Genomic DNA, 23,367 nt, shown 5'->3' with positions numbered 1-23,367 from the left:
GCAATTGTTTGGGCGAGGCGGTCATCGTGGTGACCGTCGTAAAGCGACGGCGCTCTAACACTTTCAATCGACACATCCTGCTTTCCGAAAATCGATTCCGATTTGGGGTCGATGCGCTAGCAGCCGTCAAGCACCTTGATCCTCGAGACCAGGTCTTGCCAAACGCATAGGTGGTCTGGACATCGGCGCGACCTTGGCGGTCAGATTCAACGAATCCAACGAGTGTAACTGTCGGTTAGAAGGTTCGGAAAAGTCGATTGTACAACTCTAGGCAGCGCTCTCCACAGAGATATTGGGATGGATGCCTTCACAAATTCCACCGTTGCGGGCAGTCTACCTAGTAATAATTCGGTTGCACCGAGAGTCGAGAATGAAAAAAAAGTCCGATTTCGATTTGTTCTTTGATTTCAATTTCAAAGACCTGAATAAAACTGATTTCGAGAAATGGTTCGCCGCCATGGCTGAATGCGTTTTCGGGGTCGACTTTGAGTTGGTAAAGGCGGGTGGGAAGAAGGGCGATAAGAAAAGCGACGGTCGACGGATCTCAACGGAAACCGTGTATCAATGTTATGCACCTGAATCGCCCGATAAGTTCGCAAACTATGCCGCTACGAAAATTTCGGATTCCTTTCCCGCCGTCCTGGGCTTTTGGCCTCAGATGAAGGAGTGGGTATTCATCCACAACAACGAGGATGGTTTGCCAACATCTGCTAGTGATAAGCTCGAGGAGCTTCGCAAACTGTATCCTAGCCTGACCATTTCAACGGGGTCACGACGATTCTTAAAAGATCAACTGCACGATAGATTGTCTCTTCAGCAGATGGCTGATCTGTATCCTAAGGCAGCAATTGATGTCGAAGGGGTTCAGATGGAGCATGTCCGTCCGCTTCTGAAGCGGATTATCAGCGAGCGCGGAAAGCACTTTGGATCATTAGAGTTCGGCGAAATCCCTGACGAGGCAAAGGTAGAGTTCAACCATTTGAGCGAGGCTTCAAAATTCGACATAAAAAGGGCCCGGACGAACGTTGATGTCGTAAGCCGCTTCCTCGATGGCCAGAACAATCCGTCGAACGTCAGCGTTATTCAGACCGCTATGAGAGAAAAATATCTGCAGCTAGTAGGTCTTGGATACGAACCAGATGAAATTCTTGGAAAGCTTTGCGAATATGTTCGGATTGGCGCCACTTCAGCGGAAGTTGCCGCCTCGCATATCATCGTGACCTACTTCTTCGACTCATGCGATGTTTTTGAAAACGTTCCGGTGTCGTGATGCTTCTGCCAACGAAACATATCAAAACCGAGAATTCGCTGGTTGGCGTCGGAGCTGAGGTTCTTGCTGAACTCACCCGACCTAAGACAGTGTCGACCCTCTTTTATGATATTCAGTTGCGCCGGCGCGAAAATGGAGTGACCACTATCCATTTTGATTGGTTCCTTTTGGCGGTCGACTTCCTCTATTCAGTGGGCGCCCTTCGGTTCGAAGCGGGAACCCTCAGGAAGTTGAACCAATGATCACTGATATTTACAGTGACCTCAAAAGTTTCCGGGCCCTAGCGTTCAAATCCGGTCTCAATATACTGTTGGCCGAAAGACATGAAACGTCCGGTGCGCGTGACACTCGCAATGGCACCGGCAAGACCAGCATGATCGAACTCCTGCATTTTCTCGTTCAGGATAGAAAAAATCCTGATGACGATTTTCACAAGGATGTTTTGGTCGGTCGAACTTTCGGGGCAAAATTTCGTGAGGAGGGACATTCTTTCTCGATCGAGCGAAAGGCGAATGTAGGTAAGGCCCGGGACGAAGCATTTCTCGACGGTGTGGCTATCGAATTTAAGGACCTGCGGTCCAAGCTTGCCCTGCGATGGTTTGGATTAGGTGATGAGGAATCTGCTGGCACATTCGCACCGAAATTCGGAGCGTTGTTTGCCTACTTTGTGCGCAAGGCAAGAAATGGGGCATTTAACAGCCCGATTTTGAATTCCTCCGACCAAAACGCGTGGGATAGCCAGATCAACGTTGCCTACTTGCTTGGGTTCGACTGGAAGCTTGTGCAGAAATTACAGCTGCTCAAAGAGCAGAAAAAGAAGGCTGACAACCTCGTTGGGATGATCCGAGAGGGGTATTTTTCAAACGGCGCCCTGGATTTGAACAAAATGCAGTCTCGCCTCGATATCCTTGAGGTTGAGGTTGCAAGGAAGCGCCGTGAAATTGCTTCCTCGCAAGTTGTCGATGGATATCGCGAACATGAGAAGGCTGCCAACAATCTCGCTGGTGACATACGCGAGCTGAACGAAGCAAACCTTCGTGATCTTGACCTCGTTGAGAACATCAATCTGGCGTTACAAGAGGTTGAGGACGCGAACCTTGCTGATTTACGAACGATGTACGAGCAGGTCGGACTCTATTTTCCGGATCAGGTTAAGCGTCGTTTCAATGAGGTCGCAGAGTTTCATCGCAAACTCGCCGAGAATAGGCATACGCAGCTCTCTGACGAGAAGAGAAGAGCGGAGCAGCGGATCAAGGAGCGTCGGGCGGAAATCGATCGCCTACAAAAGGGGTTGAAGGAGAAGCTAGCGCTTTTGCGTTCTGGGGTCGCGATCGATCGACTGACGCGGCTCCAATCGGAATTGCATGCGTTCGAAAGCGAGATGGCAGATCTAAACCAGCAGATTCCGCGCTTACGGGATGTCGTTGAGGAACAGGCCCGCCTCAAACGGCAAATCAGCGAACAGGTCGAGCTGATCGGCCACGATGTTCGAGAGCGTGAAGATGCTAGGAAGTTCGCTGTGCAGGCTTTCGCAGAGGTGTCTAGATGGCTCTACGACGCGCCCGGCAATTTGATCCTGGGCCGCTCAAAGGGCGTTGGTGGTTTGGAGATCGACACTGATATCGTCGGGAAGAAAAGTGGCGGCAAAAGTCACATGCAGGTGTTTTGCTTCGATTGGGTGTTGCTGCAAGCCGCTAGACGCCAAGACCGCTCGCCGGGCTTTCTGGTACACGATAGCCATATCTTTGACGGGGTCGATGGACGCCAAATTGGGTTGGCACTGAGTTTCGCCCACGAAAAGGCGAAAGAGCTAGGCGTTCAGTACATTGTTGCGATGAATTCCGACGACTTGGATAAGATCAAACACGAAGAGGCTGAAGGCACAGCGCCGATCTTCGATCCGACCCCTTTCATAGTCCCGACGCGACTGACTGATGACAATGAGGGCGGTTTGTTTGGGATTAGGTTTTAGGCGAGACCTGGGGCATAGCTCACGCATTTAGTTCCGCTTCGCGTTACCCAACTGCTGGGCCATCGTTTTCTCGCTATTAAGCGTGCGTCTGGACCGAAGGCCCTTTACGGGCCCGCTGACAGGTTCGTTAACGCCTGTTCGACGGACTTAATAACAAGGACAGGGGGCCCGTCTTCGCGAAATGGAAGCCTAGCGAAGGTTGGAGGCTTGACTTAGCGGGGCTTGTTGGACTGCGCGAGGACCGATCCTGCGAGCTCTTTGGTCTCATCGCTGTATTTGGAGCTTCGCAATACTCGAGATGCCTTATCTTCCATTGCGGCTCCGGTCTGCCGACCGGTCGAAGCCTGCGCCAGCGCAGAGCCCGCGAGGCTCTTCGCAATGGCCGACGCATTCGGATCTGCGAGGGTCGAGGCGGCCTTCTTGGCGATCCCGGAGGAGGTCTGCTTCTTGTTGTTCGACATCGGATACATTCCCATTGCGATTGTTGATCGTGGCGCGGTAGGCCGCAGGGCATGCACTTAGGGACACATCTGTCGGGAAACTCGGAAGCGTCTGCCTCTACGAATGGCAGGGGGTTTGGAGCTTCAGCTTCCGGGTATGGAGACACCCGGAAGCATTGTCTGTTTGGCCGAAAACAGTATTTCCCTGGTGCGGCCGATCTACCTGTAGGAGTGCCTTGATCGGTTTGGTGTTCTCCTGGCCAAGATCACTGTGTGCATAACAGGCAGTGCTTCTGTGGATGGGATGCGAACACACCGACAACAAGCCTACTCAGCTGCACCCGCTCGTAGCACCACACGTGTCGCACTTCTCGCAGGTGCCATTCCGCACCATCGTGAAGTTCTGGCACTCCGAGCACATGTTGCCGGTATAGCCCTGCATGATCGAGCGTTGGCGGCGTTCGGCTTCGCGCTTCTTGGCTTCGGATTTTGCCGTTGCCGCGTCAGCTGCTGCCTTGTCTGAGAACAAGGCCGTTGCGTCGCTGGTGAGTTCCTCGGTCACCTCTTCGGCGATCTCTTCCGCCAGTTCCTTGGCGCGCTCCTCGTAATCGCGCTTGAAGGCGACGATTTCGGAGGTGGCTATGGCGACCGTCGGCTCCAGCTTGCGGGCAGCCGCACCGGCAAAAGCGGTCACGGTGCCGGTGGAAGCGGCGCGGGCAGGGGCGGCGGTGGCCGCACCCTTGGGTTCGCCTGCCTGGCGTTCGCCGCCGGTGCCGGGCACCAGCGTTGGCTTGTAGCCGCGGGTCCAGCCGGTGGAGAGCAGGTTGGTCTTGCCTTCCTGGATGCCCTTGCCGAGTGCCGTGTTCGAGAAATCCGACGTATCGACATGCGCGAGGTCATGGCGGCCGAGATAAGAGACGGCAAGTTCGCGGAAGACATAGTCGAGGATCGACGTGGCGTTCTTGATCGCGTCATTGCCGATGACCATGCCGGCCGGCTCGAACTTGGTGAAGGTGAAGGCCTCGACATATTCCTCGAGCGGCACGCCATATTGCAGGCCGAGCGAGATGGCGATGGCGAAATTGTTCATCATCGCACGGAAGGCAGCGCCTTCCTTGTGCATGTCGATGAAGATCTCGCCGATGCGGCCGTCGCCGAATTCGCCGGTCCGCAGATAGACCTTATGTCCGCCGACGGCGGCCTTCTGGGTATAGCCCTGGCGGCGGTTCGGCAGCTTCTCACGTTCGCGCGAAACTCGTTCGACCACCCGCTCGATGATCTTTTCGGTGATGGTGACGGCCTGGGCGGCCAGCGGCGCCTGCAGCAGTTCCTCCAGCGCATCCTCGTCGTCCTCGTCTTCGATCAGCGAGGAATTCAGCGGCTGCGACAGTTTCGAGCCGTCGCGATAAAGCGCGTTGGCCTTGAGGCCAAGCTTCCAGGAGAGCATGTAGGCGTTCTTGCAATCCTCGACGGTCGCCTCGTTCGGCATGTTGATCGTCTTGGAAATCGCGCCTGAGATGAAGGGCTGGGCAGCCGCCATCATCCGGATATGGCTTTCCACCGAGAGGTAGCGCTTGCCGATCTTGCCGCAGGGATTGGCGCAATCGAAGACCGGCAGGTGCTCATTCTTGAGGAAGGGCGCGCCTTCCAGCGTCATCGCACCGCAGACATGGATGTTGGCGGCTTCGATGTCCTTCTTCGAGAAGCCGATATGGTCGAGCAGGCTGAAGCTCATGTCGCCGAGCTGTTCGTCGGAAACCTTCAGCGTCTCCTTCAGGAAGTCGGCGCCGAGCGTCCACTGGTTGAAGACGAACTTGATGTCGAAAGCGCTCTTCAGCGCGGCGTTGACGGCTTCCACCTTCTCGTCGGTGAAGCCCTTGGTCTTCAGCGTCGATGGATTGACAGCCGGCGCCTGGTTCAGGTTGCCGTGGCCGACGGCATAGGCCTCGATCTCGGCGATCTGGCTTTCCGAATAGCCGAGCGTGCGCAGCGCGTCGGGCACGGCGCGGTTGATGATCTTGAAATAGCCGCCGCCGGCGAGCTTCTTGAACTTAACGAGGGCGAAGTCGGGCTCGATGCCTGTCGTGTCGCAATCCATGACGAGACCGATCGTGCCGGTGGGCGCGATGACCGAGACCTGGGCATTGCGATAGCCATGCTGTTCACCGAGCTCGAGCGCCTTGTCCCAGGCCGATTTGGCGTGGGCGACGAGATCCTGGTCCGGGTTTTCCGAATGGATCAGCGCGACCGGGTTGATCGACAGCGCCTCATAGCCGGAGCTTTCGCCATGCGCGGCACGGCGATGGTTGCGAATGACCTTGAGCATGCTCTCGCGGTTCGGCGCGAAGTTCGGGAAGGGCCCAAGTTCGGCAGCCATTTCGGCTGAGGTCGCATAGCAGATACCGGTCATGATCGCGGTCAGCGAGCCTGCGATGGCGCGAGCTTCAGCGGAGTCGTAGGGAATGCCCGTCGACATCAGCAGGCCGCCGATATTGGCGTAGCCGAGGCCGAGCGTGCGGTATTCGTAGGAGAGTTCGGCAATGCGCTTCGACGGGAACTGCGCCATCATCACCGAGACTTCGAGCACGACGGTCCAGAGGCGAACCGCATGTTCGTAATCGGCGATGTTGATGCGCTTGGTGGCCTTGTCCTTGAACTGCAGCAGGTTCAGCGAGGCAAGGTTACAGGCCGTGTCGTCGAGGAACATGTATTCCGAGCACGGGTTCGAGCCGCGGATCGGGCCGCCGGCCGGCGAAGTGTGCCAGTCATTCATCGTCGTGTTGAAATGGATGCCGGGATCGGCCGAGGCCCAGGCAGCGTAGGAAATGGTTTCCCAGAGATCGCGGGCCTTCAGCGTCTTCATCACCCGGCCGTCCTTGCGGGCGGTCAGGTTCCATTCGCCATCATTCTCGACGGCGCGCAGGAAGTCGTCCTTGATCGAGACGGAGTTGTTGGAGTTCTGGCCGGATACCGTGAGGTAGGCTTCCGAATCCCAATCCGTGTCGTAGGTCTTGAATTGGAGATCCTTGTAGCCCTGGCGGGCGAACTGGATGACGCGCTGGACGTAGTTCTCGGGAACCTGGTCCTTCTTGGCGGCCCGGATTTCGCGCTTCAGGGCAGGGTTCTTGTTGGGGTCGTAGCAATCGCCGTTATCGCCGCCTTCGCAGTTGAAGCAGGCCTTCATGATCGCCTTCAGATGCTTGGCGACGACCTTGGAGCCGGTGACGAGAGCTGCGACCTTCTGCTCTTCCTTGACCTTCCAGTTGATGTATTCCTCGATATCGGGATGGTCGATGTCGACGACCACCATCTTGGCGGCGCGGCGCGTCGTGCCGCCCGATTTGATGGCGCCAGCAGCGCGGTCGCCGATCTTCAGGAAGCTCATCAGGCCGGAGGAACGGCCGCCGCCGGAAAGCTTTTCGCCTTCGCCGCGCAGCATCGAGAAGTTGGAGCCGGTGCCGGAGCCGTATTTGAACAGGCGCGCTTCACGCACCCAGAGGTCCATGATGCCGCCTTCGTTGACGAGATCGTCCTCGACAGATTGGATGAAGCAGGCATGCGGCTGCGGGTGTTCGTAGGCCGACTTGGACTTGGTCAGCTTGCCGGTGAAGGGATCGACGTAGAAATGACCCTGGCCGGGACCATCGATGCCGTAGGCCCAATGCAGGCCGGTGTTGAACCATTGCGGCGAGTTCGGGGCGACGCGCTGGGTGGCGAGCATATAGGCAAGCTCGTCCTTGAAGGCCGAAGCATCTTCCTCGGAGGAGAAATAGCCGCCCTTCCAGCCCCAATAGGTCCAGGTGCCGGCAAGACGGTCGAAGACCTGGCGCGCATCGATTTCGGAGCCGGTCTGCTCGTCCTTCGGCAGGTTCTTCAGCGCAGCGTCGTCGGGAACGGAGCGCCACAGGAAGGAAGGAACATCGTTTTCCTCGACCTTCTTCAGCCGTGTGGGAACGCCGGCCTTGCGGAAATACTTCTGCGCCAGCACGTCGGTCGCGACCTGGGAGAACTGCGCCGGAACGTCGATATTCTCGAGGCGGAACACGACCGAACCATCAGGGTTCTTGATCTCGCTCGTCGCCTTGCGGAATTCGATATCCGCATAGGCGCCTTGGCCGGCCTTCGTGAAACGACGTTCGATGCGCATAGTCTTGACCTCGCGTTGGCGCCCGGTCCCCACGACCTCAGGCGCAAAATTTCTATCCGGCGGCACTTTGTCGTCGTGCAGCCAGTCTCGTTTCCGTATTGTGACAGGGGTGTCATCCGGAGATGTCCTTCCTGTATCTTGTGGTGATGGTGGCTGCAAACACTAAATATAGTATTAACAGCTTATTATCGCCAGCCCCAATGTCACTTTTTTTGGAGGCTGAAAACCGCGCAGAAATCCTGTCAGGCCTGAACCGTTGCCGGTCCATCGCCCTGATTCCGCGTCCTAATTTTCAAAAGGGAACCGGGCTCGTTACCTCCGGTCCTGTCGCCGCCGCAACATCAGAAGCAGTAAAGTTTGAAACAGCTGATTCCGTCAAGGGCTGGCTTTTAATTGATTGCTAACCACAACATGTTGTGGATGCGCCTGTGGAGATTGGGGAAAGCCGGGGAGCGCTGAAATTACAATGGCTTGCAGGCGTTGCCGGCTAAGGAAAAGCTTAGAATGGCAAAAAAGCGTCCTGCGGCAAATCTTGTGATGGCATTTCCGGCGCAAATGGGCATGCCGATTCGCCGGTGAAATCAGCGCTCCTAAAGCGCGTCGTTATCGCAAAACCGCACAGTTTTGCGCGACATGCTGTTAGAGCGCATCAATGGCGATGGTGACGATGGCGACGCCGATCGGCCTTTTCTCTTCGTCCATGACGACGAAGCTCGCCTGCGTCTCGAGATTATGGCTGGATTCATTGCGTTCCGCCCGGTCGATGAAGATCTCGCGGGAGCCGTTGGCGAAGGTTCTGAGATATTTCTCCTCGTCGCCCTGCCAATAGTCGGCGGTGATGGAGCTCTGCCCGACATTCAGCCCGTGGCTGTCGGTGATGAAAAATTCGATGATCGCGCCCTGCGAGGCGTCCTGCTTGGCTTTGAGGTAATGCGATAGGGATTTGTCGAGCAGCAGCTTGACCATCTGCAGGTGGTGCTGATTGATCTCCGACCGGTAGGTCTCATCGAGCACCCGCATATCCATTTCGCTGACATCGCCGAATTCAGCGTTCTGCTCAGCAATGGCTTTCAGCACCAATGGCGTTTCCACGATGGGCCGGATTCGCTTCTCGACATAATCGCGCACGAGAGGAATATAGGCAGGCTCGGCGCGGACGGGTGTCAGGGGAAACAGACATGCCGCCAGCCAGACGGTTACAACCGTTCCACTATGCCCCCACCGCGCCATCCTGCTTCCTTATATCACATCGTTCGTTGCACGCTGTAAGCGCAACCTGAGATGATTCGCACGTCGCCAAGTCTATTAGGACAAGATAAAATAGATGTGCAGATCCCGATAGCGGATTCAGGCAAGCTCGCTGACAAAATCTGGAACAATCTCAAATAGTAAAAGCGACGGTTGCGCGCTGCGATCGGTGGCGATCAGCCCGCGCCCTTGGCGATCGGCTCCTGATAGGTGAAGCCCATGTCCCAGGGGAAGTAGATCCAGGTATCCTGGCTGACCTCGGTGATAAAGGTGTCGACGGTCGGCACGCCTTTCGGCTTGGCGTAGACGCAGGCGAAATGTGCCCTCGGCAGCATGGTGCGCACCTGTGCGGCGGTCTTGCCGGTATCTGTCAGATCGTCGACGACCAGCACGGTTTCGCCGCCATTCTCCATAAGTTCGGGCGCTATTCCCTTGAGCAGCACCATGTCGCCCTGGTTCACATAGTCATGATAGGAAGCGACGCAGACGGTCTCGATCAGCCGGATGTTCAGTTCGCGCGAGATGATCGCGGCCGGAACGAGGCCGCCGCGGGTGATGCAGACGATCGCCTTGAACGTCTGATTCAAGCCGGCAAGCCGCCAGGCAAGAGCGCGCGCATCGCGGTGGAACTGATCCCAGGAAACGGGAAAGGCTTTATCGGGAAGGGACATCGGGCTGCTCCGCGGCATGAAAAAACGACACGCCGTTGGCCGGCGACCGGATGGGGCTTGAAGCGGCGATTGGCAAAACGCAAATCGCGCAGCCGGAACTGCGCGAGATGGGCCGAGGCTCGAAGCTGTCATCGGTCGCCGCAATTAGCGGGATTTGCCGGCAAAAGGCAAGAGCAGCCAATCAACGCGATAACAGCGTCAGCGCCGTCATCGATTGCAGCAGGGTCTTGGTCGTGCCGCCGAAGATCATCTGCCAGAGCCAGGAATGCGTATAGGCGCCCATGACGAGAAGATCGATGCTGCTGTCCGAAAGCCGGTTCTCGATGACATGCGATGCGCTCTTATCCACACTTTGGGCCGTCGAAAGCGTCGCCTTCACGCCATGACGTGCCAGCGTCGCGGCGATGTCGGCGCCGGCGGTCAGCGGCGATTGCAGCGCCGTGTCGGCCGGATCGACCGAAAAGATCTCCACCTCGTCAGCGGCTTTGAGGATCGGCAGCGCGTCGAAGGTTGCGCGCGCCACCTCTTTCGATCCGTTCCAGGCGATCAGCACGCGCTTGATCGGCTTCGGCTGGCGAATGGTATAGGGGATCATCAGCACCGGCCGGCCGGTTTCGAAAAGGAAACTGTCGACGTCGACGTGGCTGTCGGAAGGTCTGGCCGGGTCGGCCTGCGAGGCGATCAGGAGGTCGGCGCTGCGCGCACTTTCGATCAGCGGTGCGGAGCCGTATCCGGTGGAGGTGGCAAAGCTGCGCCATTCGAAGGAGGCGCCAGCCGCCTCCGCTTTCGCCCTGAAGATGCGCTCGACGGCAATCGTTTCGCTATGCGCCATGTCCTGCAGCGCCTGCACGGCAACGGGATCGGGGATTTCCATCGGCGCCACCAGCGGCACGGCGGAGATGATTTCGGCATGCAAGCCGATCACATGGGCGCCGCTTTCAGCGGCGATGGCAAAGGCGAAATCGGCAACCGCGCCGCTATTGTCCGATGTATCGAGAATGGCCAGAATGGTTTTGTAAGACATATCAATTCTCCTTGCGCTGAAATGGTTTGCGCGAGGGAAGGAATGCGCCGGACCGTTCTCCTGTTCCTTGAGCGGGATCAAGGACGGCCTTTGAGTCCCGGCGTTGCCCTCAAGCCTCGGCGGAATGGTTTTCGGCGATATACTTCCTTTGGCGGATGGCGTCGATCATCGCCTGCACCTCGGCGCCGGCAGCATCGATTGCCGCCTGCGAGCGGCCGCGTACGACGATCTCGGTCGAAAATTTCTGGCCGATATAGCGTGGGTAGGAACCGATGCTGGTTTCCGGATGTGCCTTCTGGATCGCGGTCAGCGGCGTGCCGATCTCGCCTTCGCCGTAAGGGCAGGCGATGGCGAGCGAGAGCACCGGCGTGCCGGTTCGAAGCGTTGGCAGCACATTGTCGACCATCGCCTGGAAGACCTGCGGCACGCCGGCCATGACATGGACATTGCCGATGATGAAGCCAGGCGCCGTCGAGACCGGGTTGGCGATATGCGCAGCGCCCCGCGGCATGCGCGCCATGCGCTGGCGCGCCTCGGTGAATTCCATCTCGCGGCGGCGGTACATCTCGGCAAGCAGCGTCATTGCCGCTTCGTCATATTCGCAGGGCACGCCGAAAGCCTTGGAAATGGCATCGGCGGTGATGTCGTCATGCGTCGGCCCGATGCCGCCTGAGGTGAAGACGTAATCATATTTGCCGCGAAGCGCGTTCAGCGCCTCGACGATTGCCTCCTCGTCGTCGGCGACGATGCGCACCTCCTTGAGATCGATGCCGGAAAGCGTCAGCAAATCGGCGAGATGGCCGATATTTTTATCCTTGGTGCGGCCGGAGAGAAGTTCGTCGCCGATGGCGAGCATGGCGGCGGTGACGACGATGTCTTGGCTCATGGGATGTTCCGTGATGTGAGGCTGGGGAATAGGTAGCGCCGTTCGCTCGCTTTGCAAACACCAGAGCATGATGCCGAAAAGTGCAGTCGGTTTTCGGACGACATCATGCGCTAACTCTTTAACTCGGGCGATGCGTCATTTTTGCCGAAATGAAAACCGCAAGCGAATTTTCGTCTCCGGGTGGTGAACACTGAGTCCTTGAGGGCAGGGCTGTGTTCGCCCAGGCGCGCTGATAGAAATCGCGTCGGGCACGAAATTCAACCCGATGTTTCAAGGAAGATAGAAGATGGCGAAGGTTCTCGTCCTTTATTATTCGGCTTACGGCCATATCGAAACCATGGCCTATGCGGTCGCCGAAGGCGCGAAGTCGGCCGGCGCCGAGGTCACCGTCAAGCGCGTTCCGGAACTGGTTCCGGAAGACGTCGCCAAGGATTCCTATTACAAGGTCGACCAGGCGGCTCCGATCGCCACCGTCGACGAACTGGCGGACTATGACGCGATCATTGTCGGCGCCGGCACCCGCTTCGGCACGGTCGCCTCGCAGATGCGCAATTTCTGGGATCAGACGGGCGGCCTCTGGTTCGCCGGCAAACTCGTCGGCAAGCTCGGTTCGGTCTTCACCTCTTCGGCAACTCAGCACGGCGGCCAGGAATCGACCATCCTCGGCTTCATCCCCACCTTCCTGCACCAGGGCATGGTCGTTGCCGGTCTACCTTATGCCTTCCAGGGCCAGATGGGCACCGAGGAAGTCAAGGGCGGCTCGCCCTACGGCGCCTCCACCATAACCAACGGCGACGGCTCACGCCAGCCTTCCGAGATCGAGCTGGAAGGCGCGAAATACCAAGGCGCTCACGTCGCCAAGCTTGCTGCCAAGCTCGCCTGATCTTCGATACTGAAATCATGAAGGTGCGGCGGGCATGGGCTCGCCGCGCCTTTTCTGTTTGCCGCCCGGACTGGCCGGGCGACCGGTTGCTCTCTTCGGCTCGCCGAGCCGAAGCTCACAGAGCGTAGGCTGGTGCGGACGGCGGGGGTCGAACCCGCATAGCCTAGGCCGAGGGATTTTCTTACCGCTACGGCTTTCGCCGCCGCCTTTCGGCGTTTGTGGTCTGGACTATACCTTCACCCTAGCTTTGCCTTAGGTGCTGCCCGTCTAGTCTCTACACCTTCCCTTGGCGGGGCTTGGCTCGGGATTGCCATCTGACAGGTTTCCCCGACTTTGAGCAGTTCTACAGCCGGCGTTTCCGCCGGTGCACTCAATTTTGTTTTAAGTCCCTTGTGTCTACCGATTCCACCACGTCCGCGTGGTTCCCTCTGCTAACAAAGAGAGAGGGTATTCTCAACTGCTATCCATCGGTTGTTGGAGGTATTTACAGCATGGTCAGGGAAATAAGGCCATCCAACGATCTCGGCACAGCCCATCACGCAAATTGCCGTAGATCCCGAGTATTCGTCACCATCGCTTTTAATGCGGATGGCATCGCAATTTTTCTGGTATAAAATATGATTTTATCATACTTTATAAGAAGTCAAGGAAAGTGGATGACGATGCGAAACGCGGAAAAGGTGACCATTACCCTCACGGCCGATATGTTGCGGAGCGTTCGCGATACTGTCGAGGCCGGTGAATTTGCGACCACGAGTGAGGCGATGCGTGATGCGGTACGGGTGTGGCAACGCCAGCGGCTCGAGGATGCCGAACGCCTCAACGCAATGCGAGCTCGTATTCGCCGTTCCCTTGATGATCCGCGCCCGAGTTTGACGGCAGAAGAGGCGGAAGTGGAAATGGACCGCTTCATGAAAGGTCAGGAAAAAGCGTCCCGCAATGCGGCGCGCTAAGGTCATCAATCGGCCTGAGGCACTGAGCGACCTTCGCCAAATTTATATCGACATTGCCGATATGAGTCGAAGCCACGTCATTGCCAATGGCTTCGTGAAGCGCCTCATGGCGAGGTGCCACAAAATCGGCGATGCACCGAACGGCGGTCGTCCTCGGGATGATCTGGCGCCCGGCTTGCGAACGGTACCGTTTGAGCATTGCGCCGTGATCGCCTATCACGTCACCGACGCGGTTGAGATCGTCAATGTGTTCTACGGCGGCAGAGACTATGAGGCCCTGTTTCGGGCGCGCGATGACGAGGATGAATCCTAACGGGCTTTGGAACGATCTCGGCTCGAGCCATTCTTCCAGCGCCTTGGCGTCGGTATCAGAGAAGTCGAAAGGTTGCCCCTGCACGATGCGGTAGTGGCGGTGGCTTTAAAATTTCGGCCTTGGCTGTACGGGTTCGCCCCCGGTCGCCCGCACCACTTTCATAATCCTGTTTGAATATGCCTGTATTGAATCTGCTTGTATATTGTGCACAAAAGTAAGTTATCGCTTGACAAGCGAATTTCCGGCGTAACGATGGCGCCGCGACAGTTGAGTAAGGGTTGTCTTGTGGGAGTAAGACGATGGTTTACGATTGGAGTGGGACTAAGGTTCGGCGCATCCGCATCTTCAAGACCAGTGTCGCACTTGTTCTGGGGACTGCGATAGCCGCGATACCGCTGTTCTTCTGGGCAATGCATTTGCAGGGTTTCTAGAGCGTCCTTAGCGCGTCTAAGAAGACGCGCTAAGGACGCTCTATTTACTTTCGATCTGGACAGATCCCGAATTCGATTTTTGGGATTAGTGCTGTCTGTTCCTGATAGTGATCAGCGTTCTGTGAGCGGAAGCGCATTTGGCGCTTTGGTCTCGCGCCACCTGTTGATCAGCCAGCCAGCCAGCAGCCCGAGGGCTGCGCCCGCGGCCTTGATGCCGGCATCGTGCAAGCGTGGATGGCGTGTTGGTGTGAGATACTGCAGATATTCGATGGCGACTGCACCGGCAATCAGCAGCACCGCCACCATCTTCCACTGTTTCGGATAGGCGAGCGCGAAGGCGAGGCCGACGAGAACATAGGCGCCCCCGCGGTCGGTATCGACCGTCGTGACCGTTTCCGGCCTCAGCCCGATCGGCGAAACCGTGACGAAGAGGATGAGGGCGAGCAGCAGCCAGGCGAGCGGCCTTGCAAATTTGAAGATCATCATGGCTTGATATTAGTGGCCTGCATTTTCATTGACAGTAAAATTCAGTTTATCTGCCGTCAATTTTACGATTGGCTTAAGAAAGACTTTCCCGGTCGGGAACCGGAAATGGCCGAAACGGGCTTTCTTTTGCCGGTCGGCCTATGCCATAGCGGCGATGGCTAATCATGAGAATGGACCACGCCCGTGACGAGACTTGATGTCGAAAGCGCCGAAGAGGCAATGCGCAGCCTGTTTCCGGCAACGCCGCTGCAGCTCAATGATCATCTGTCGGCGCGCTACGGGGCCGATATCTGGCTGAAGCGCGAGGATCTGTCGCCGGTGCGTTCCTACAAGATCCGCGGCGCCTTCAATTTCTTCCGCAAGGCGATCGGGCAGGGTGCTGCCGGTAAGACCTTCGTCTGCGCCTCGGCTGGCAATCACGCCCAGGGCTTTGCCTTCGTCTGCCGCCATTTCGGCGTGCCGGGCGTCGTCTTCATGCCGGTGACGACACCGCAGCAGAAGATCGACAAAACCCGCATGTTCGGCGCCGAATTCATCACCATCCGGCTGTTCGGCGACTTCTTCGACCAGTGCTACCAGGCCGCCCGCGAACATGTGGAGGCGGTCGGTGGCGTCATGGTGCCGCCCTTCGACCACGCCGACATCATCGAGGGCCAGGCAACCGTCGCCGCCGAAATCATGCAGCAGTTGCCGGAAGGAACCGTGCCCGACATGGTCGTCCTGCCGGTTGGCGGCGGCGGCCTTGCCGCCGGCATTACCGGTTATCTCGACGGCACCGTGCCGAAATCTGCTTTCGTCTTCACCGAACCAGCCGGCGCGCCGAGCCTTAAGCGCAGCCTTGAGGCGGGCAAGGTCACGACGCTTGCCAAGGTCGACAATTTCGTCGATGGCGCTGCCGTCGCCCGCATCGGCGACCTGAATTTTGCGGCTCTTCGCGATTTCCCGGCAAGCCAAGTGCAACTGATGCCGGAGAACGCCATCTGCGTCACCATTCAGGAGATGCTGAATGTCGAGGGCGTCGTGCTGGAGCCGGCGGGTGCCTTGTCGTTGACGGCGATCGCCGCGATGGACGGCCAGGCGATCCGCGGCAAGACTATCGTCGCCGTCGTCTCCGGCGGCAATTTCGATTTCGAGCGTCTGCCTGACGTAAAGGAAAGAGCCATGCGTTACGCAGGGCTGAAGAAATACTTCATCCTGCGGCTCGCCCAGCGCCCGGGCGCGCTTCGGGATTTCCTCAATCTGCTCGGCCCCGACGACGATATCGCCCGTTTCGAATATCTGAAGAAATCGGCGCGTAACTTCGGCTCGATCCTGATTGGCATCGAAACCAAGGCGCCGGAGAATTTCGCCCGGCTGATCGGAAATTTCGAAGCAGCCGGCATGGGTTACGAGGATATCACCGAAAACGAGATCCTCGCCAATCTGATCATTTGACTTGGCGACAGCGATATCGCCGTGCTAAAGGCGGAGCATGGCTTCGTTCATTTCAAATATCTTTTCGATGTTCTCTGGCGGCGGCAAACCGGCTGCGGAGGCGGCAGGCCCTTCCGGCGAGCCGCAGCTTTACGGCGATTGCACGATCTATGCCGAGCCGCGCAAGGAAGGCGGTCAGTATCGTCTTGCCGGCCGGATCGAAAAGAAGATTGGCGACGAGGTGCTGGTGCGCAATTTCATCCGCGCCGATCTGTTTTCCTCCTCCGATGACGCGATCGAATGCACCGTGCGCAAAGCGCAGCAGATTATCGATCAGCATGGTTCGTCGCTCTTTGGCGACGGCGAGAAGCTTCGTCAGGTCTGAATCGGGATCGGGGCATAGGTCCTTGATACCGGCTGCAACTATTCCTGTGTGTGACCCGTGTGCCCTCCGGTGCGAGCCTTCTCACTCACGCAATCTTAAAGGATTGCGGTGAAAGGTATCGCCTGCAGGATTTGCAGGACACCCCCGTGTTTGACTGTTTCGGACGATTGACCAAAGGATTCGCTGTCGCGATCGCCGCGCCAGCAGGAGGCCGAACGTCCGGAGCCGAGGTCTCATAATGGAGACACTCAACCTCGCTCTCTTCGTCGTCGAAGCCATCGCCTATTTCGTGCTGATGGTGACGCTTCTGCATTTCCGTCACCGGCTTGGTCTCGGGGTTTTCCTGACGGCGCTCGGCGTCATGCATTTCATGGAGACCTATCTGGCGGCGGTCTTCTATGTCTCGCTGCCGTTCGGGGATGTGTCGCCGGGCTCATCCGTCTTCTTCTCCGGCAAGCTGATGATGATCCTGATGCTTTACCTGCAGGAGGATGCCGCGACAGTGCGCCAGCCGATCTACGGCCTGTTTCTCGGCAACCTGCTCACCGTCGGCATCGCCTGGGTGCTGCAGCTGCACCAGCCGCTGCAGATGTCGACGAACCACACGCCCGACGTCGATTTCCTCAAGGAGATGGGCTGGCTGATGGTCTGGGGCACGGCGCTGCTCTATGTCGATTCGCTCGGCATCATCCTGCTTTACGAAAAACTCGGCGATTTCTCCCGCCGCCGCGTCGTCCTGCGTTTCCTGATTTCGGGCTTCGTGCTGCTGACCTTCGACCAGATCGGCTTCTTCGCCGCGCTGCATTATTTTCTGGATGTGCCGATCGCCGCATTCTGGGGCGGGTGGAAGGCGAAAATGCTTGCCGTCTGCCTCTACGCGGCGATGTTCGCATTCTATGAATATCGAATTCGCCGCGGCGGAGCAGCCGGGTCCGCACGTTCGATCAGCGACGTGTTCGGCGACCTGACGTTCCGCGAGCGCTACAACGATCTTCTGGAACGCACCGGCCGCGATATGCTCACCGGCGTCTATGATCGGACGCGCATGGAGGTTGAAGCGCCGCTGATGCTGCGTGAGGCGCTGAAGCAGGGGCTATACGCCACCGTTCTCATTCTCGACGCCGATCACTTCAAGGATGTCAACGACGGCTACGGCCATCTCCAGGGCGACGAGGTGCTGAAGGCGATCGCCGCCCGATTGGGCACGACGTTGCGTTCGAGCGATCGCGTCTTCCGCTTCGGCGGCGAGGAATTCGTTGCCGTCTGTCCAGGTACCGACCATGAGGAAGGTCTGCTGCTTGCCGAGCGCCTGCGCTGGACGATCGCAACCAGCGTCAAGACGCCGGATGACAGGCCGATCACGGTCAGCATCGGCGTTGCGACTGCCGACGAGGACGGCGTTGATTTCACCGCCGTGCTGACGGCTGCCGACGGCAGGCTCTACGCAGCCAAGAAGAGCGGCCGCAACTGCGTCGTCGGCCGCTCCGGCGTGGTCAAGCTCAGCTGAAACTCATTCAGGCGGCGCGGAAGATCTTGGCACCGGAGGGGGCGCTCGTCATGCCGCCGTCGACAGTGATCTCGATGCCAGTGACATTGGCCGAATCATCCGAGGCCAGATAGAGCGCTGCCTTGGCGATTTCGTCGGCCTCGCTCATGCGGCCGAGCGGGCTCATGCCGCCGATGCGGGCCTCGAGCGCCGACATGGCGTCTTCCGTCTGGGCCATCGGCGACCAGATCGGCGTCTTGGTGCCGCCGGGCGTTACCTGATTGACGCGGATGCCGCGCGGCGCGAGCTCGGATGCCATATTGCGCGTCATCGCCCGGACTGCCGCCTTGGTCGCCGCATAGGCCGACCAGCCGGGAGCGCCGAGCACGGCATGCACAGAACCGTTGAGGATCACCGAAGCGCCGTCATTGAGATGCGGCAGGGCCGATTGCACCGTGAAGAAAACTGCCGTGAGATTGGTGCTGATGATCTGGTTGAACTGCGCTAGTGATGTCTCGCCGAGCGGCGTCGCGCCGCCGATGCCGGCATTGGCGAAGACGATGTCGAACTTGCCGACCTTTCCGGCGGCTTCCGCAAAGGCCCTCTCGGTTGCGGCGGCATCGGTGACATCGACCTTCAGCGCCAGCACGCCGGCACCGAGCGCCTTTTCGGCAGCCGCCAGCGTGTCCGGGTTGCGGCCGGTGATCACCACCTTGGCACCCTCGTCGATGAAGACCTTGGCGGTGGCAAGACCGATGCCGCTGTTTCCGCCGGTGATCAGGGCGACCTTGTTTCTTAGACGCATGATTCATGCTCCTCTTGGAATTGGCAACGATCTGGATTATGATCGTTATCTATAAGGATTATGATGATAATCCATTTAAGTCAAGAGAAGCATGATTCCGAAAAGTGTAAGCGGTTGGCCGACATCATGCTCATTCGATTGGTGCCGGGGAGATGTCCGATGGGTCGTTCGCAATTGGAAAAGCAGAAGACGCACGAGAAGATTGTCGAGATTGCGTCGAAGCGGCTGCGCGAGGAGGGGCTCGAAGGTATTGGCGTCGCCGACCTGATGAAGGAGGCCGGACTGACCGTCGGCGGCTTCTACAAACATTTCGCCTCCCGTGACGATCTGGTCGCCGAGGCGATCCAGTCCGCTTTCGATTCATGGGGACGCAAGCTGGAAGCCGAGGGGGTGAATCCGGCGGAGATGACGGCTGCCGATGTCGCCGATCGCTATGTCAGCGCCTATCATCGCGACAATCCCGGCGAGGGCTGCCCTTTTGCCGCGCTGACCTCCGATATATCCCGCAGCGGCGAGAAGGCGCGGGGGATCGCGACGGACGGGCTCAAGCGTAATTTCGCGTCATTGGCGATCAAGGCTGCGGGAGCGGACGAAGGGGAAAGGCGGCGCAAGGCGATTATGGCCTTCGCGATGATGGCCGGCGGCGTCGGCCTTGCCAGGATTTCGTCCGATGAGGAGCTCTCGGCCGAAATCCTGGCGACGGTCCGGGATTTTGTCGCCGATATCGACAAATGAAAAACGGCCAGCAAAAGCCGGCCGTTCCATGGAGCGTTGAAGAGCTGATCAGGCCGCCAGTGCGATTTCCTGGACGCGCGACTTGGCGGCGTCGATCGCCTTTTCGGCAGCTTCCGGACCAAAGGCCAGGCCTTCGACATAGATGGTCTCGATATCGCTGATGCCGAGGAAACCGAGAACCGACTTCAGGTACGGCACGGCATGGTTCAAAGCGGCGGCCGGTCCCTGCGAGTAGACACCACCCGAGGCGAGCACCACATAAACCTTCTTGCCGGTTGCGAGGCCAACCGGGCCGCTTTCCGTGTATTTGAAGGTCAGGCCGGCGCGGGCGACGTTGTCGATCCAGGTCTTCAGCGACGAATAGATGTTGAAGTTGATGAGGCCGGTGCTGATGACGATCGTGTCGGCGGCGAGCAGCTCGTTGACGAGTTCGTCGGAAGTCTCGACGGCTGCGGCTTCTTCAGCGGTGCGGGCCTCGGCCGGCTTGCGGATTGCGCCGGTGAAGAGGTCATCGATGTGCGGCAGCGGGTTGGCAGCAAGGTCGCGGCGAACGACGACGCTGCCCGGGTTCTGGCTCTTCAGCTTTTCGGCGAGATCGACGGCGATCGGCGTCGAGAGCGATTCGGCACGCGGGCTGGACGTCAGAAGAAGGATGGACGACATGGTGCATTTCCTTTCGAATGGGATTTGACGGCCCGTTGCTGGGAGGTGAGCCGCAGTCTCGATGAGGAAAATAGGTCTGGCCTGCTATCGAAAAAACGGTGATAATGTAGATCGAAACTATCGATGGAATGGATAGAAGATGCTGCCCAACCCCACTCTGGACCAATTGCAGGTGTTTCTGACCGTTGCCGAGACCGGCAGCTTCTCGGCCGCTTCGCGGGCGCTGAACCGTGCGCAGTCGGTCGTCAGCTATACGATCGCCAATCTGGAAGCACAGCTCGAAGTGCCGCTTTTCGAGCGCTCCGGCGCGCGTCAGCCGAAGCTGACGGAGGCGGGCAAGGCGATGCTGGAGGATGCGCGGCGCATTCTGGGCGATCTGCAAGTCATGCGGGCGCGCGTCAAGAGCCTGAGGGAAGGGCTCGAAGCGGAGGTTTCCGTCGCCATCAGTGTCATGGTGCCTTCGCGAGCCCTGGTGGACGTGCTCCGCGAATTCCGGGAGACGTTTCCATCCGTTTCGTTAAGCCTCAATGTCGGTGAGCTCGGAATGGTCATGGATCTCGTCCTCAGCGGCAAGGCGACGATCGGGATTGGCGGCGCGGTCGTCAAGCAGGACGATTCGATCGTCACGGAGCGGATCGGTCATTCCTTCATGTTGCCGGTTGCAGCGCATAACCACCCGCTTTCCGGAATCGGCCGGCCGCTGACGCTCGGCGACGTGCGCGAGGAAGTGCAACTCGTCGTCACCGATGCGTCGGGACGGACGAAGGGGCGCGATTTTAACGTTCTCTCCTATAAGACATGGCGCGTCAGCGATATTGCGACGAAGCACCAGCTCATCAGGGCCGGCCTTGGCTGGGGCGGCCTTCCGGCTTCCGTGATTCATGACGATCTGACGAGCGGCAGGCTCGTCCATCTCGATCTGGATGCCTACGAACAGGGAGAGTATCCGATATATTCGGTCCGTCAGCTCGCCAACCCGCCCGGACCTGCCGCCACCTGGATGATCGACGCGTTCCGCACGCGGCTTTCCGCCTGCCCGAGCCAAGCCGATTTCCATGCTCAGATAGCGGAACTGCAGGAAGCTGGTACGCCGCTCGCGGCCGAATGACGAAGGCGCGGGGTGCCGCGCCTTCGCTGATATTGTCTTCTGCCTAAAGAACCAGCCTGAACTTCGAGAAACCGTCGGCCCCTTCGCCGGCATCCTCGATCTTGACGCTCTTGACCTCGGCAAGGAACTGCTTCGCCTTCGGGCCGCTTTCGAAGGTCGCTGTCGTGCCAGGCAGCGGCTTGAAAGTCCAGTTCGCGTCGGCGGATGGGTTGATCGTGCCCTGATCGTGGATGTAACGGACGATGACGTCGCGGTTGGTGTCCGGCGCCTGGAAGATCACCTTGTCCGCCTTGATGTCCGGGAAATTGCCGCCGCCGCCGGCGCGGTAGTTGTTCGAGACAACGACAAACTTCTGGGCCGGATCGATCGGCTTGCCGCCGAAGGCGAGATTCTGGATGCGGTTTGCGTCCGGATTGATCGCCTTGCCTGACGAATCATATTTCGGCGGCTGCGACAGGTCGATCTGGTACGTCACCCCGTCGATCACGTCGAAATTGTAGGATGGGAAGTCGTTGTTGAGCAGCGCCGCATCCTTCGAGCCGGCCTCGATGTGATTGAACATGCCGGCCGACATTTCGAGCCAGTTCTTCACTTGTGCGCCGGTGATGGCAACGGCCTGCACCGTGTTCGGGTAGAGATAGAGGTCGGCGACGTTCTTGATGGCGATATCGCCGGCCGGAACGTCGGTGTAGTAGTCGGCGCCGCCGCGACCGCCGGCCTTGAAGGGGGCCGCCGCCGAAAGCACCGGCAGGTCCTTGAACTCGGTGTCGGCGAGCATCTGCTTGATGTACCAGGTCTGGGCTTGGCTGACGACCTGCACCGAGGGATCGTCGGCAACCAGTGCGAAGTAGGAATAGAGCGGTGCGGAGGTCTTGCCCACCGGGGTGCGGACATAGGCAAGCGTCGCCTCATGCTCGGCCTTGGCGGCCTCGACCACATCCTTCTTGTCGGCGTAGTCGGCAACCACTTTCTTCTTGTCGTCGCGATGGAAGATCGGCCGTGCTTCCGAGGTGAAATCGACGATCTTCCAGCTATTGCCGTCCTTTTCGAGCAGCAGGTCGATAAGGCCGAGATGTGAGCCCCAGAATCCGGCCATCACGGTGGGCTTGCCGTGCAGTGTGCCCTTGACGGGGTCGGCATTGGCCACACCGTCCCAGCTCTTCGGGCCAGGGAAGACGAGATGCTGGTGGCCGGTGAAGATCGCGTCGATCCCGTCGACGGCGGCGAGATGCAGCGAGGCGTTTTCCATCTTTTCGGACGGTGCGCTGCCGTCGATGCCGGAATGCGAGAGCGCAATGACGATATCGGCGCCGGCTTCCTTCATGGCGGGAACCCAGGCCTTGGCGGCCTCGACGATGTCGCGCGTCTGTGCCTTGCCTTCGAGGTTCTTGATGTCCCAGAGCATGATCTGCGGCGGTACGAAGCCGATGAAGCCGATCTTGACAGGGCTCTCATTGCCGGCGCCATCCTTGATCTGCTTTTCGACGATGATGTAGGGCTTGAAGAAGAGAGCGTCCTGCTTCGGGTCCGAGGCGAGCTGGCCCTTGGTCAGGTTGGCGCAGACGAAGGGGAAGTTTGCGCCTGCCAGGACCTTGAACATGAAGTCGAGGCCGTAGTTGAACTCGTGATTGCCGAGCGTGCCCACAGTATAGTCGAGCGTGTTCATCGCCTTGATCACCGGATGGACGTCGCCGTCCTTCATGCCGTGCTGATAGGCCATATAATCGCCCATCGGATTGCCCTGCAGCACGTCGCCATTGTCGATCAGCAGCGAGTTGACGGCCTCTGCGCGGATCGCGTCGATGATCGTCCCGGTGCGCGACAGGCCCATCGTGTCGTTCGGCTTGTCGGCATAATAGTCGTAGGGGAAGACGTTGACGTGGATGTCAGTCGTTTCCATCAGTCTGAGATGGGCCTGGTTGGCGTTGGCGCGCGCGCTGAAAGGATGCAGCAGCACCAGGGCGGAAGTGGCGGCGAGGCCGCCAAGCAGGGAACGGCGGCTCATCACGCCAACATCAAGAATGGAAGACATGGAAATTCTCCTAATA

General features: G+C 58.7%; 22 protein-coding genes. 12 read left to right on the top strand and 10 right to left on the bottom strand.

Annotation, left to right across the window (positions count from 1 at the left end; translation table 11 throughout):
- Positions 1-370: 370 nt before the first annotated feature.
- Genes RWJ89_RS10140 through RWJ89_RS10130 form a run of 3 tightly spaced genes read left to right on the top strand, consistent with a single transcriptional unit; the run spans position 371 to position 3,242 of the window.
- Entirely contained in the window at positions 371-1,270 is a 900-nt protein-coding gene (locus RWJ89_RS10140) for an ABC-three component system protein (RefSeq protein ID WP_168293047.1), read from the top strand.
- Entirely contained in the window at positions 1,270-1,512 is a 243-nt protein-coding gene (locus tag RWJ89_RS10135) for an ABC-three component system middle component 6 (protein ID WP_205920951.1), read from the top strand. The genes RWJ89_RS10140 and RWJ89_RS10135 overlap by 1 nt, the downstream gene beginning before the upstream one ends.
- A complete protein-coding gene (locus RWJ89_RS10130) occupies positions 1,509-3,242 on the top strand; it encodes a DUF2326 domain-containing protein (protein WP_316030885.1) in 1,734 nt (577 codons plus the stop codon). The genes RWJ89_RS10135 and RWJ89_RS10130 overlap by 4 nt, the downstream gene beginning before the upstream one ends.
- A 212-nt stretch (positions 3,243-3,454) precedes the next feature.
- On the opposite strand, the gene RWJ89_RS10125 is transcribed toward RWJ89_RS10130, so the two are convergent.
- A complete protein-coding gene (locus RWJ89_RS10125; protein ID WP_094087646.1) occupies positions 3,455-3,703 on the bottom strand; it encodes a hypothetical protein in 249 nt (82 codons plus the stop codon).
- A 310-nt stretch (positions 3,704-4,013) separates the two neighbouring features.
- Positions 4,014-7,829 (bottom strand): vitamin B12-dependent ribonucleotide reductase, encoded by a 3,816-nt coding sequence (locus RWJ89_RS10120; RefSeq protein ID WP_222278514.1) that lies wholly within the window; start codon positions 7,827-7,829, stop codon positions 4,014-4,016.
- A 122-nt stretch (positions 7,830-7,951) separates the two neighbouring features.
- Here RWJ89_RS10120 and RWJ89_RS10115 point away from each other — a divergent pair, with 122 nt between their 5' ends.
- Positions 7,952-8,233, top strand: coding sequence for a hypothetical protein (locus tag RWJ89_RS10115; RefSeq protein ID WP_316030884.1), 282 nt, complete (start codon positions 7,952-7,954; stop codon positions 8,231-8,233).
- Between the two features lie 235 nt (positions 8,234-8,468).
- Here the strand turns inward: RWJ89_RS10115 and RWJ89_RS10110 are convergent, their stop codons facing one another.
- From RWJ89_RS10110 to RWJ89_RS10095, 4 genes are all read right to left on the bottom strand, one after another.
- Positions 8,469-9,059 (bottom strand): hypothetical protein, encoded by a 591-nt coding sequence (locus tag RWJ89_RS10110; protein ID WP_316030883.1) that lies wholly within the window; start codon positions 9,057-9,059, stop codon positions 8,469-8,471.
- Between the two features lie 194 nt (positions 9,060-9,253).
- The gene (gpt, locus tag RWJ89_RS10105) at positions 9,254-9,748 is read right to left on the bottom strand and encodes a xanthine phosphoribosyltransferase (protein ID WP_011651569.1); all 495 of its coding nucleotides are present in this window, start codon (positions 9,746-9,748) and stop codon (positions 9,254-9,256) included.
- 181 nt (positions 9,749-9,929) lie between these two features.
- Entirely contained in the window at positions 9,930-10,772 is an 843-nt protein-coding gene (locus RWJ89_RS10100) for a universal stress protein (protein WP_131663822.1), read from the bottom strand.
- Positions 10,773-10,881: 109 nt separating this feature from the next.
- On the bottom strand, positions 10,882-11,658 hold the full coding sequence (locus RWJ89_RS10095; RefSeq protein WP_168256552.1) for a competence/damage-inducible protein A: 777 nt from the start codon (positions 11,656-11,658) through the stop codon (positions 10,882-10,884).
- A 286-nt stretch (positions 11,659-11,944) separates the two neighbouring features.
- Here RWJ89_RS10095 and wrbA point away from each other — a divergent pair, with 286 nt between their 5' ends.
- The 3 genes from wrbA (at position 11,945) to RWJ89_RS10080 (ending at position 13,807) form a co-directional block, all read left to right on the top strand.
- Positions 11,945-12,541: an NAD(P)H:quinone oxidoreductase type IV gene (gene wrbA, locus RWJ89_RS10090; RefSeq protein WP_316030882.1), complete on the top strand. Its 597-nt coding sequence runs from the start codon at positions 11,945-11,947 to the stop codon at positions 12,539-12,541.
- Positions 12,542-13,203: 662 nt separating this feature from the next.
- Entirely contained in the window at positions 13,204-13,494 is a 291-nt protein-coding gene (locus RWJ89_RS10085; RefSeq protein ID WP_026265193.1) for a ribbon-helix-helix domain-containing protein, read from the top strand.
- Positions 13,481-13,807 (top strand): type II toxin-antitoxin system RelE/ParE family toxin, encoded by a 327-nt coding sequence (locus RWJ89_RS10080; RefSeq protein WP_316029787.1) that lies wholly within the window; start codon positions 13,481-13,483, stop codon positions 13,805-13,807. Before RWJ89_RS10085 ends, RWJ89_RS10080 begins: the two co-directional genes overlap by 14 nt.
- 542 nt (positions 13,808-14,349) lie before the next feature.
- Here the strand turns inward: RWJ89_RS10080 and RWJ89_RS10075 are convergent.
- Complete coding sequence (locus RWJ89_RS10075; RefSeq protein ID WP_065279668.1) at positions 14,350-14,724, bottom strand: VanZ family protein; 375 nt, start codon at positions 14,722-14,724, stop codon at positions 14,350-14,352.
- A 183-nt stretch (positions 14,725-14,907) separates the two neighbouring features.
- On the opposite strand from RWJ89_RS10075, the gene ilvA reads away from it, so the two are divergent.
- From ilvA to RWJ89_RS10060, 3 genes are all read left to right on the top strand, one after another.
- Positions 14,908-16,158 carry a threonine ammonia-lyase gene (ilvA, locus tag RWJ89_RS10070; RefSeq protein ID WP_131663825.1) on the top strand — a complete coding sequence of 417 codons (1,251 nt, stop codon included), beginning with the start codon at positions 14,908-14,910 and terminating at the stop codon, positions 16,156-16,158.
- 37 nt (positions 16,159-16,195) lie between these two features.
- Positions 16,196-16,522, top strand: a complete 327-nt coding sequence (locus tag RWJ89_RS10065) for an HlyU family transcriptional regulator (protein WP_077981226.1) — start codon at positions 16,196-16,198, stop codon at positions 16,520-16,522.
- Positions 16,523-16,757: 235 nt separating this feature from the next.
- Positions 16,758-18,029, top strand: coding sequence for a GGDEF domain-containing protein (locus RWJ89_RS10060; protein ID WP_316030895.1), 1,272 nt, complete (start codon positions 16,758-16,760; stop codon positions 18,027-18,029).
- A 7-nt stretch (positions 18,030-18,036) separates the two neighbouring features.
- Here RWJ89_RS10060 and RWJ89_RS10055 read toward each other — a convergent pair whose 3' ends face one another.
- Positions 18,037-18,813, bottom strand: coding sequence for an SDR family oxidoreductase (locus tag RWJ89_RS10055; protein WP_020049619.1), 777 nt, complete (start codon positions 18,811-18,813; stop codon positions 18,037-18,039).
- A gap of 159 nt (positions 18,814-18,972) precedes the next feature.
- On the opposite strand from RWJ89_RS10055, the gene RWJ89_RS10050 reads away from it, so the two are divergent.
- Positions 18,973-19,548 (top strand): TetR/AcrR family transcriptional regulator, encoded by a 576-nt coding sequence (locus RWJ89_RS10050; RefSeq protein ID WP_168256550.1) that lies wholly within the window; start codon positions 18,973-18,975, stop codon positions 19,546-19,548.
- 48 nt (positions 19,549-19,596) lie between these two features.
- Here RWJ89_RS10050 and RWJ89_RS10045 read toward each other — a convergent pair whose 3' ends face one another.
- On the bottom strand, positions 19,597-20,211 hold the full coding sequence (locus RWJ89_RS10045; protein ID WP_029873022.1) for an FMN-dependent NADH-azoreductase: 615 nt from the start codon (positions 20,209-20,211) through the stop codon (positions 19,597-19,599).
- A gap of 139 nt (positions 20,212-20,350) precedes the next feature.
- Here RWJ89_RS10045 and RWJ89_RS10040 point away from each other — a divergent pair, with 139 nt between their 5' ends.
- On the top strand, positions 20,351-21,319 hold the full coding sequence (locus tag RWJ89_RS10040) for a LysR family transcriptional regulator (RefSeq protein WP_131663830.1): 969 nt from the start codon (positions 20,351-20,353) through the stop codon (positions 21,317-21,319).
- Positions 21,320-21,362: 43 nt separating this feature from the next.
- On the opposite strand, the gene RWJ89_RS10035 is transcribed toward RWJ89_RS10040, so the two are convergent.
- Entirely contained in the window at positions 21,363-23,351 is a 1,989-nt protein-coding gene (locus tag RWJ89_RS10035; RefSeq protein WP_316030881.1) for a bifunctional 2',3'-cyclic-nucleotide 2'-phosphodiesterase/3'-nucleotidase, read from the bottom strand.
- Positions 23,352-23,367 lie beyond the last annotated feature (16 nt).

Origin of the sequence: Rhizobium sp. 10PS4, assembly GCF_032464805.1 — a bacterium.
Classification (GTDB): domain Bacteria; phylum Pseudomonadota; class Alphaproteobacteria; order Rhizobiales; family Rhizobiaceae; genus Rhizobium; species Rhizobium laguerreae.
This window is presented reverse-complemented; position numbering and strand designations above follow the sequence as displayed.

Excerpts from the sequence above, each read along its gene's own strand:
- RWJ89_RS10095 (WP_168256552.1), bottom strand. The coding sequence starts at position 11,658 with ATGAGCCAAGACATCGTCGTCACCGCCGCCATGCTCGCCATCGGCGAC.
- RWJ89_RS10065 (WP_077981226.1), top strand. The coding sequence starts at position 16,196 with ATGGCTTCGTTCATTTCAAATATCTTTTCGATGTTCTCTGGCGGCGGC.
- RWJ89_RS10100 (WP_131663822.1), bottom strand. The coding sequence starts at position 10,772 with ATGTCTTACAAAACCATTCTGGCCATTCTCGATACATCGGACAATAGC.
- RWJ89_RS10125 (WP_094087646.1), bottom strand. The coding sequence starts at position 3,703 with ATGTCGAACAACAAGAAGCAGACCTCCTCCGGGATCGCCAAGAAGGCC.
- RWJ89_RS10040 (WP_131663830.1), top strand. The coding sequence starts at position 20,351 with ATGCTGCCCAACCCCACTCTGGACCAATTGCAGGTGTTTCTGACCGTT.
- RWJ89_RS10130 (WP_316030885.1), top strand. The coding sequence starts at position 1,509 with ATGATCACTGATATTTACAGTGACCTCAAAAGTTTCCGGGCCCTAGCG.
- RWJ89_RS10085 (WP_026265193.1), top strand. The coding sequence starts at position 13,204 with ATGCGAAACGCGGAAAAGGTGACCATTACCCTCACGGCCGATATGTTG.
- RWJ89_RS10050 (WP_168256550.1), top strand. The coding sequence starts at position 18,973 with ATGGGTCGTTCGCAATTGGAAAAGCAGAAGACGCACGAGAAGATTGTC.
- RWJ89_RS10120 (WP_222278514.1), bottom strand. The coding sequence starts at position 7,829 with ATGCGCATCGAACGTCGTTTCACGAAGGCCGGCCAAGGCGCCTATGCG.
- RWJ89_RS10080 (WP_316029787.1), top strand. The coding sequence starts at position 13,481 with ATGCGGCGCGCTAAGGTCATCAATCGGCCTGAGGCACTGAGCGACCTT.
- RWJ89_RS10115 (WP_316030884.1), top strand. The coding sequence starts at position 7,952 with ATGTCCTTCCTGTATCTTGTGGTGATGGTGGCTGCAAACACTAAATAT.
- RWJ89_RS10110 (WP_316030883.1), bottom strand. The coding sequence starts at position 9,059 with ATGGCGCGGTGGGGGCATAGTGGAACGGTTGTAACCGTCTGGCTGGCG.
- RWJ89_RS10045 (WP_029873022.1), bottom strand. The coding sequence starts at position 20,211 with ATGTCGTCCATCCTTCTTCTGACGTCCAGCCCGCGTGCCGAATCGCTC.
- gpt (WP_011651569.1), bottom strand. The coding sequence starts at position 9,748 with ATGTCCCTTCCCGATAAAGCCTTTCCCGTTTCCTGGGATCAGTTCCAC.
- RWJ89_RS10135 (WP_205920951.1), top strand. The coding sequence starts at position 1,270 with ATGCTTCTGCCAACGAAACATATCAAAACCGAGAATTCGCTGGTTGGC.
- RWJ89_RS10055 (WP_020049619.1), bottom strand. The coding sequence starts at position 18,813 with ATGCGTCTAAGAAACAAGGTCGCCCTGATCACCGGCGGAAACAGCGGC.
- RWJ89_RS10035 (WP_316030881.1), bottom strand. The coding sequence starts at position 23,351 with ATGTCTTCCATTCTTGATGTTGGCGTGATGAGCCGCCGTTCCCTGCTT.
- wrbA (WP_316030882.1), top strand. The coding sequence starts at position 11,945 with ATGGCGAAGGTTCTCGTCCTTTATTATTCGGCTTACGGCCATATCGAA.
- RWJ89_RS10075 (WP_065279668.1), bottom strand. The coding sequence starts at position 14,724 with ATGATGATCTTCAAATTTGCAAGGCCGCTCGCCTGGCTGCTGCTCGCC.
- RWJ89_RS10140 (WP_168293047.1), top strand. The coding sequence starts at position 371 with ATGAAAAAAAAGTCCGATTTCGATTTGTTCTTTGATTTCAATTTCAAA.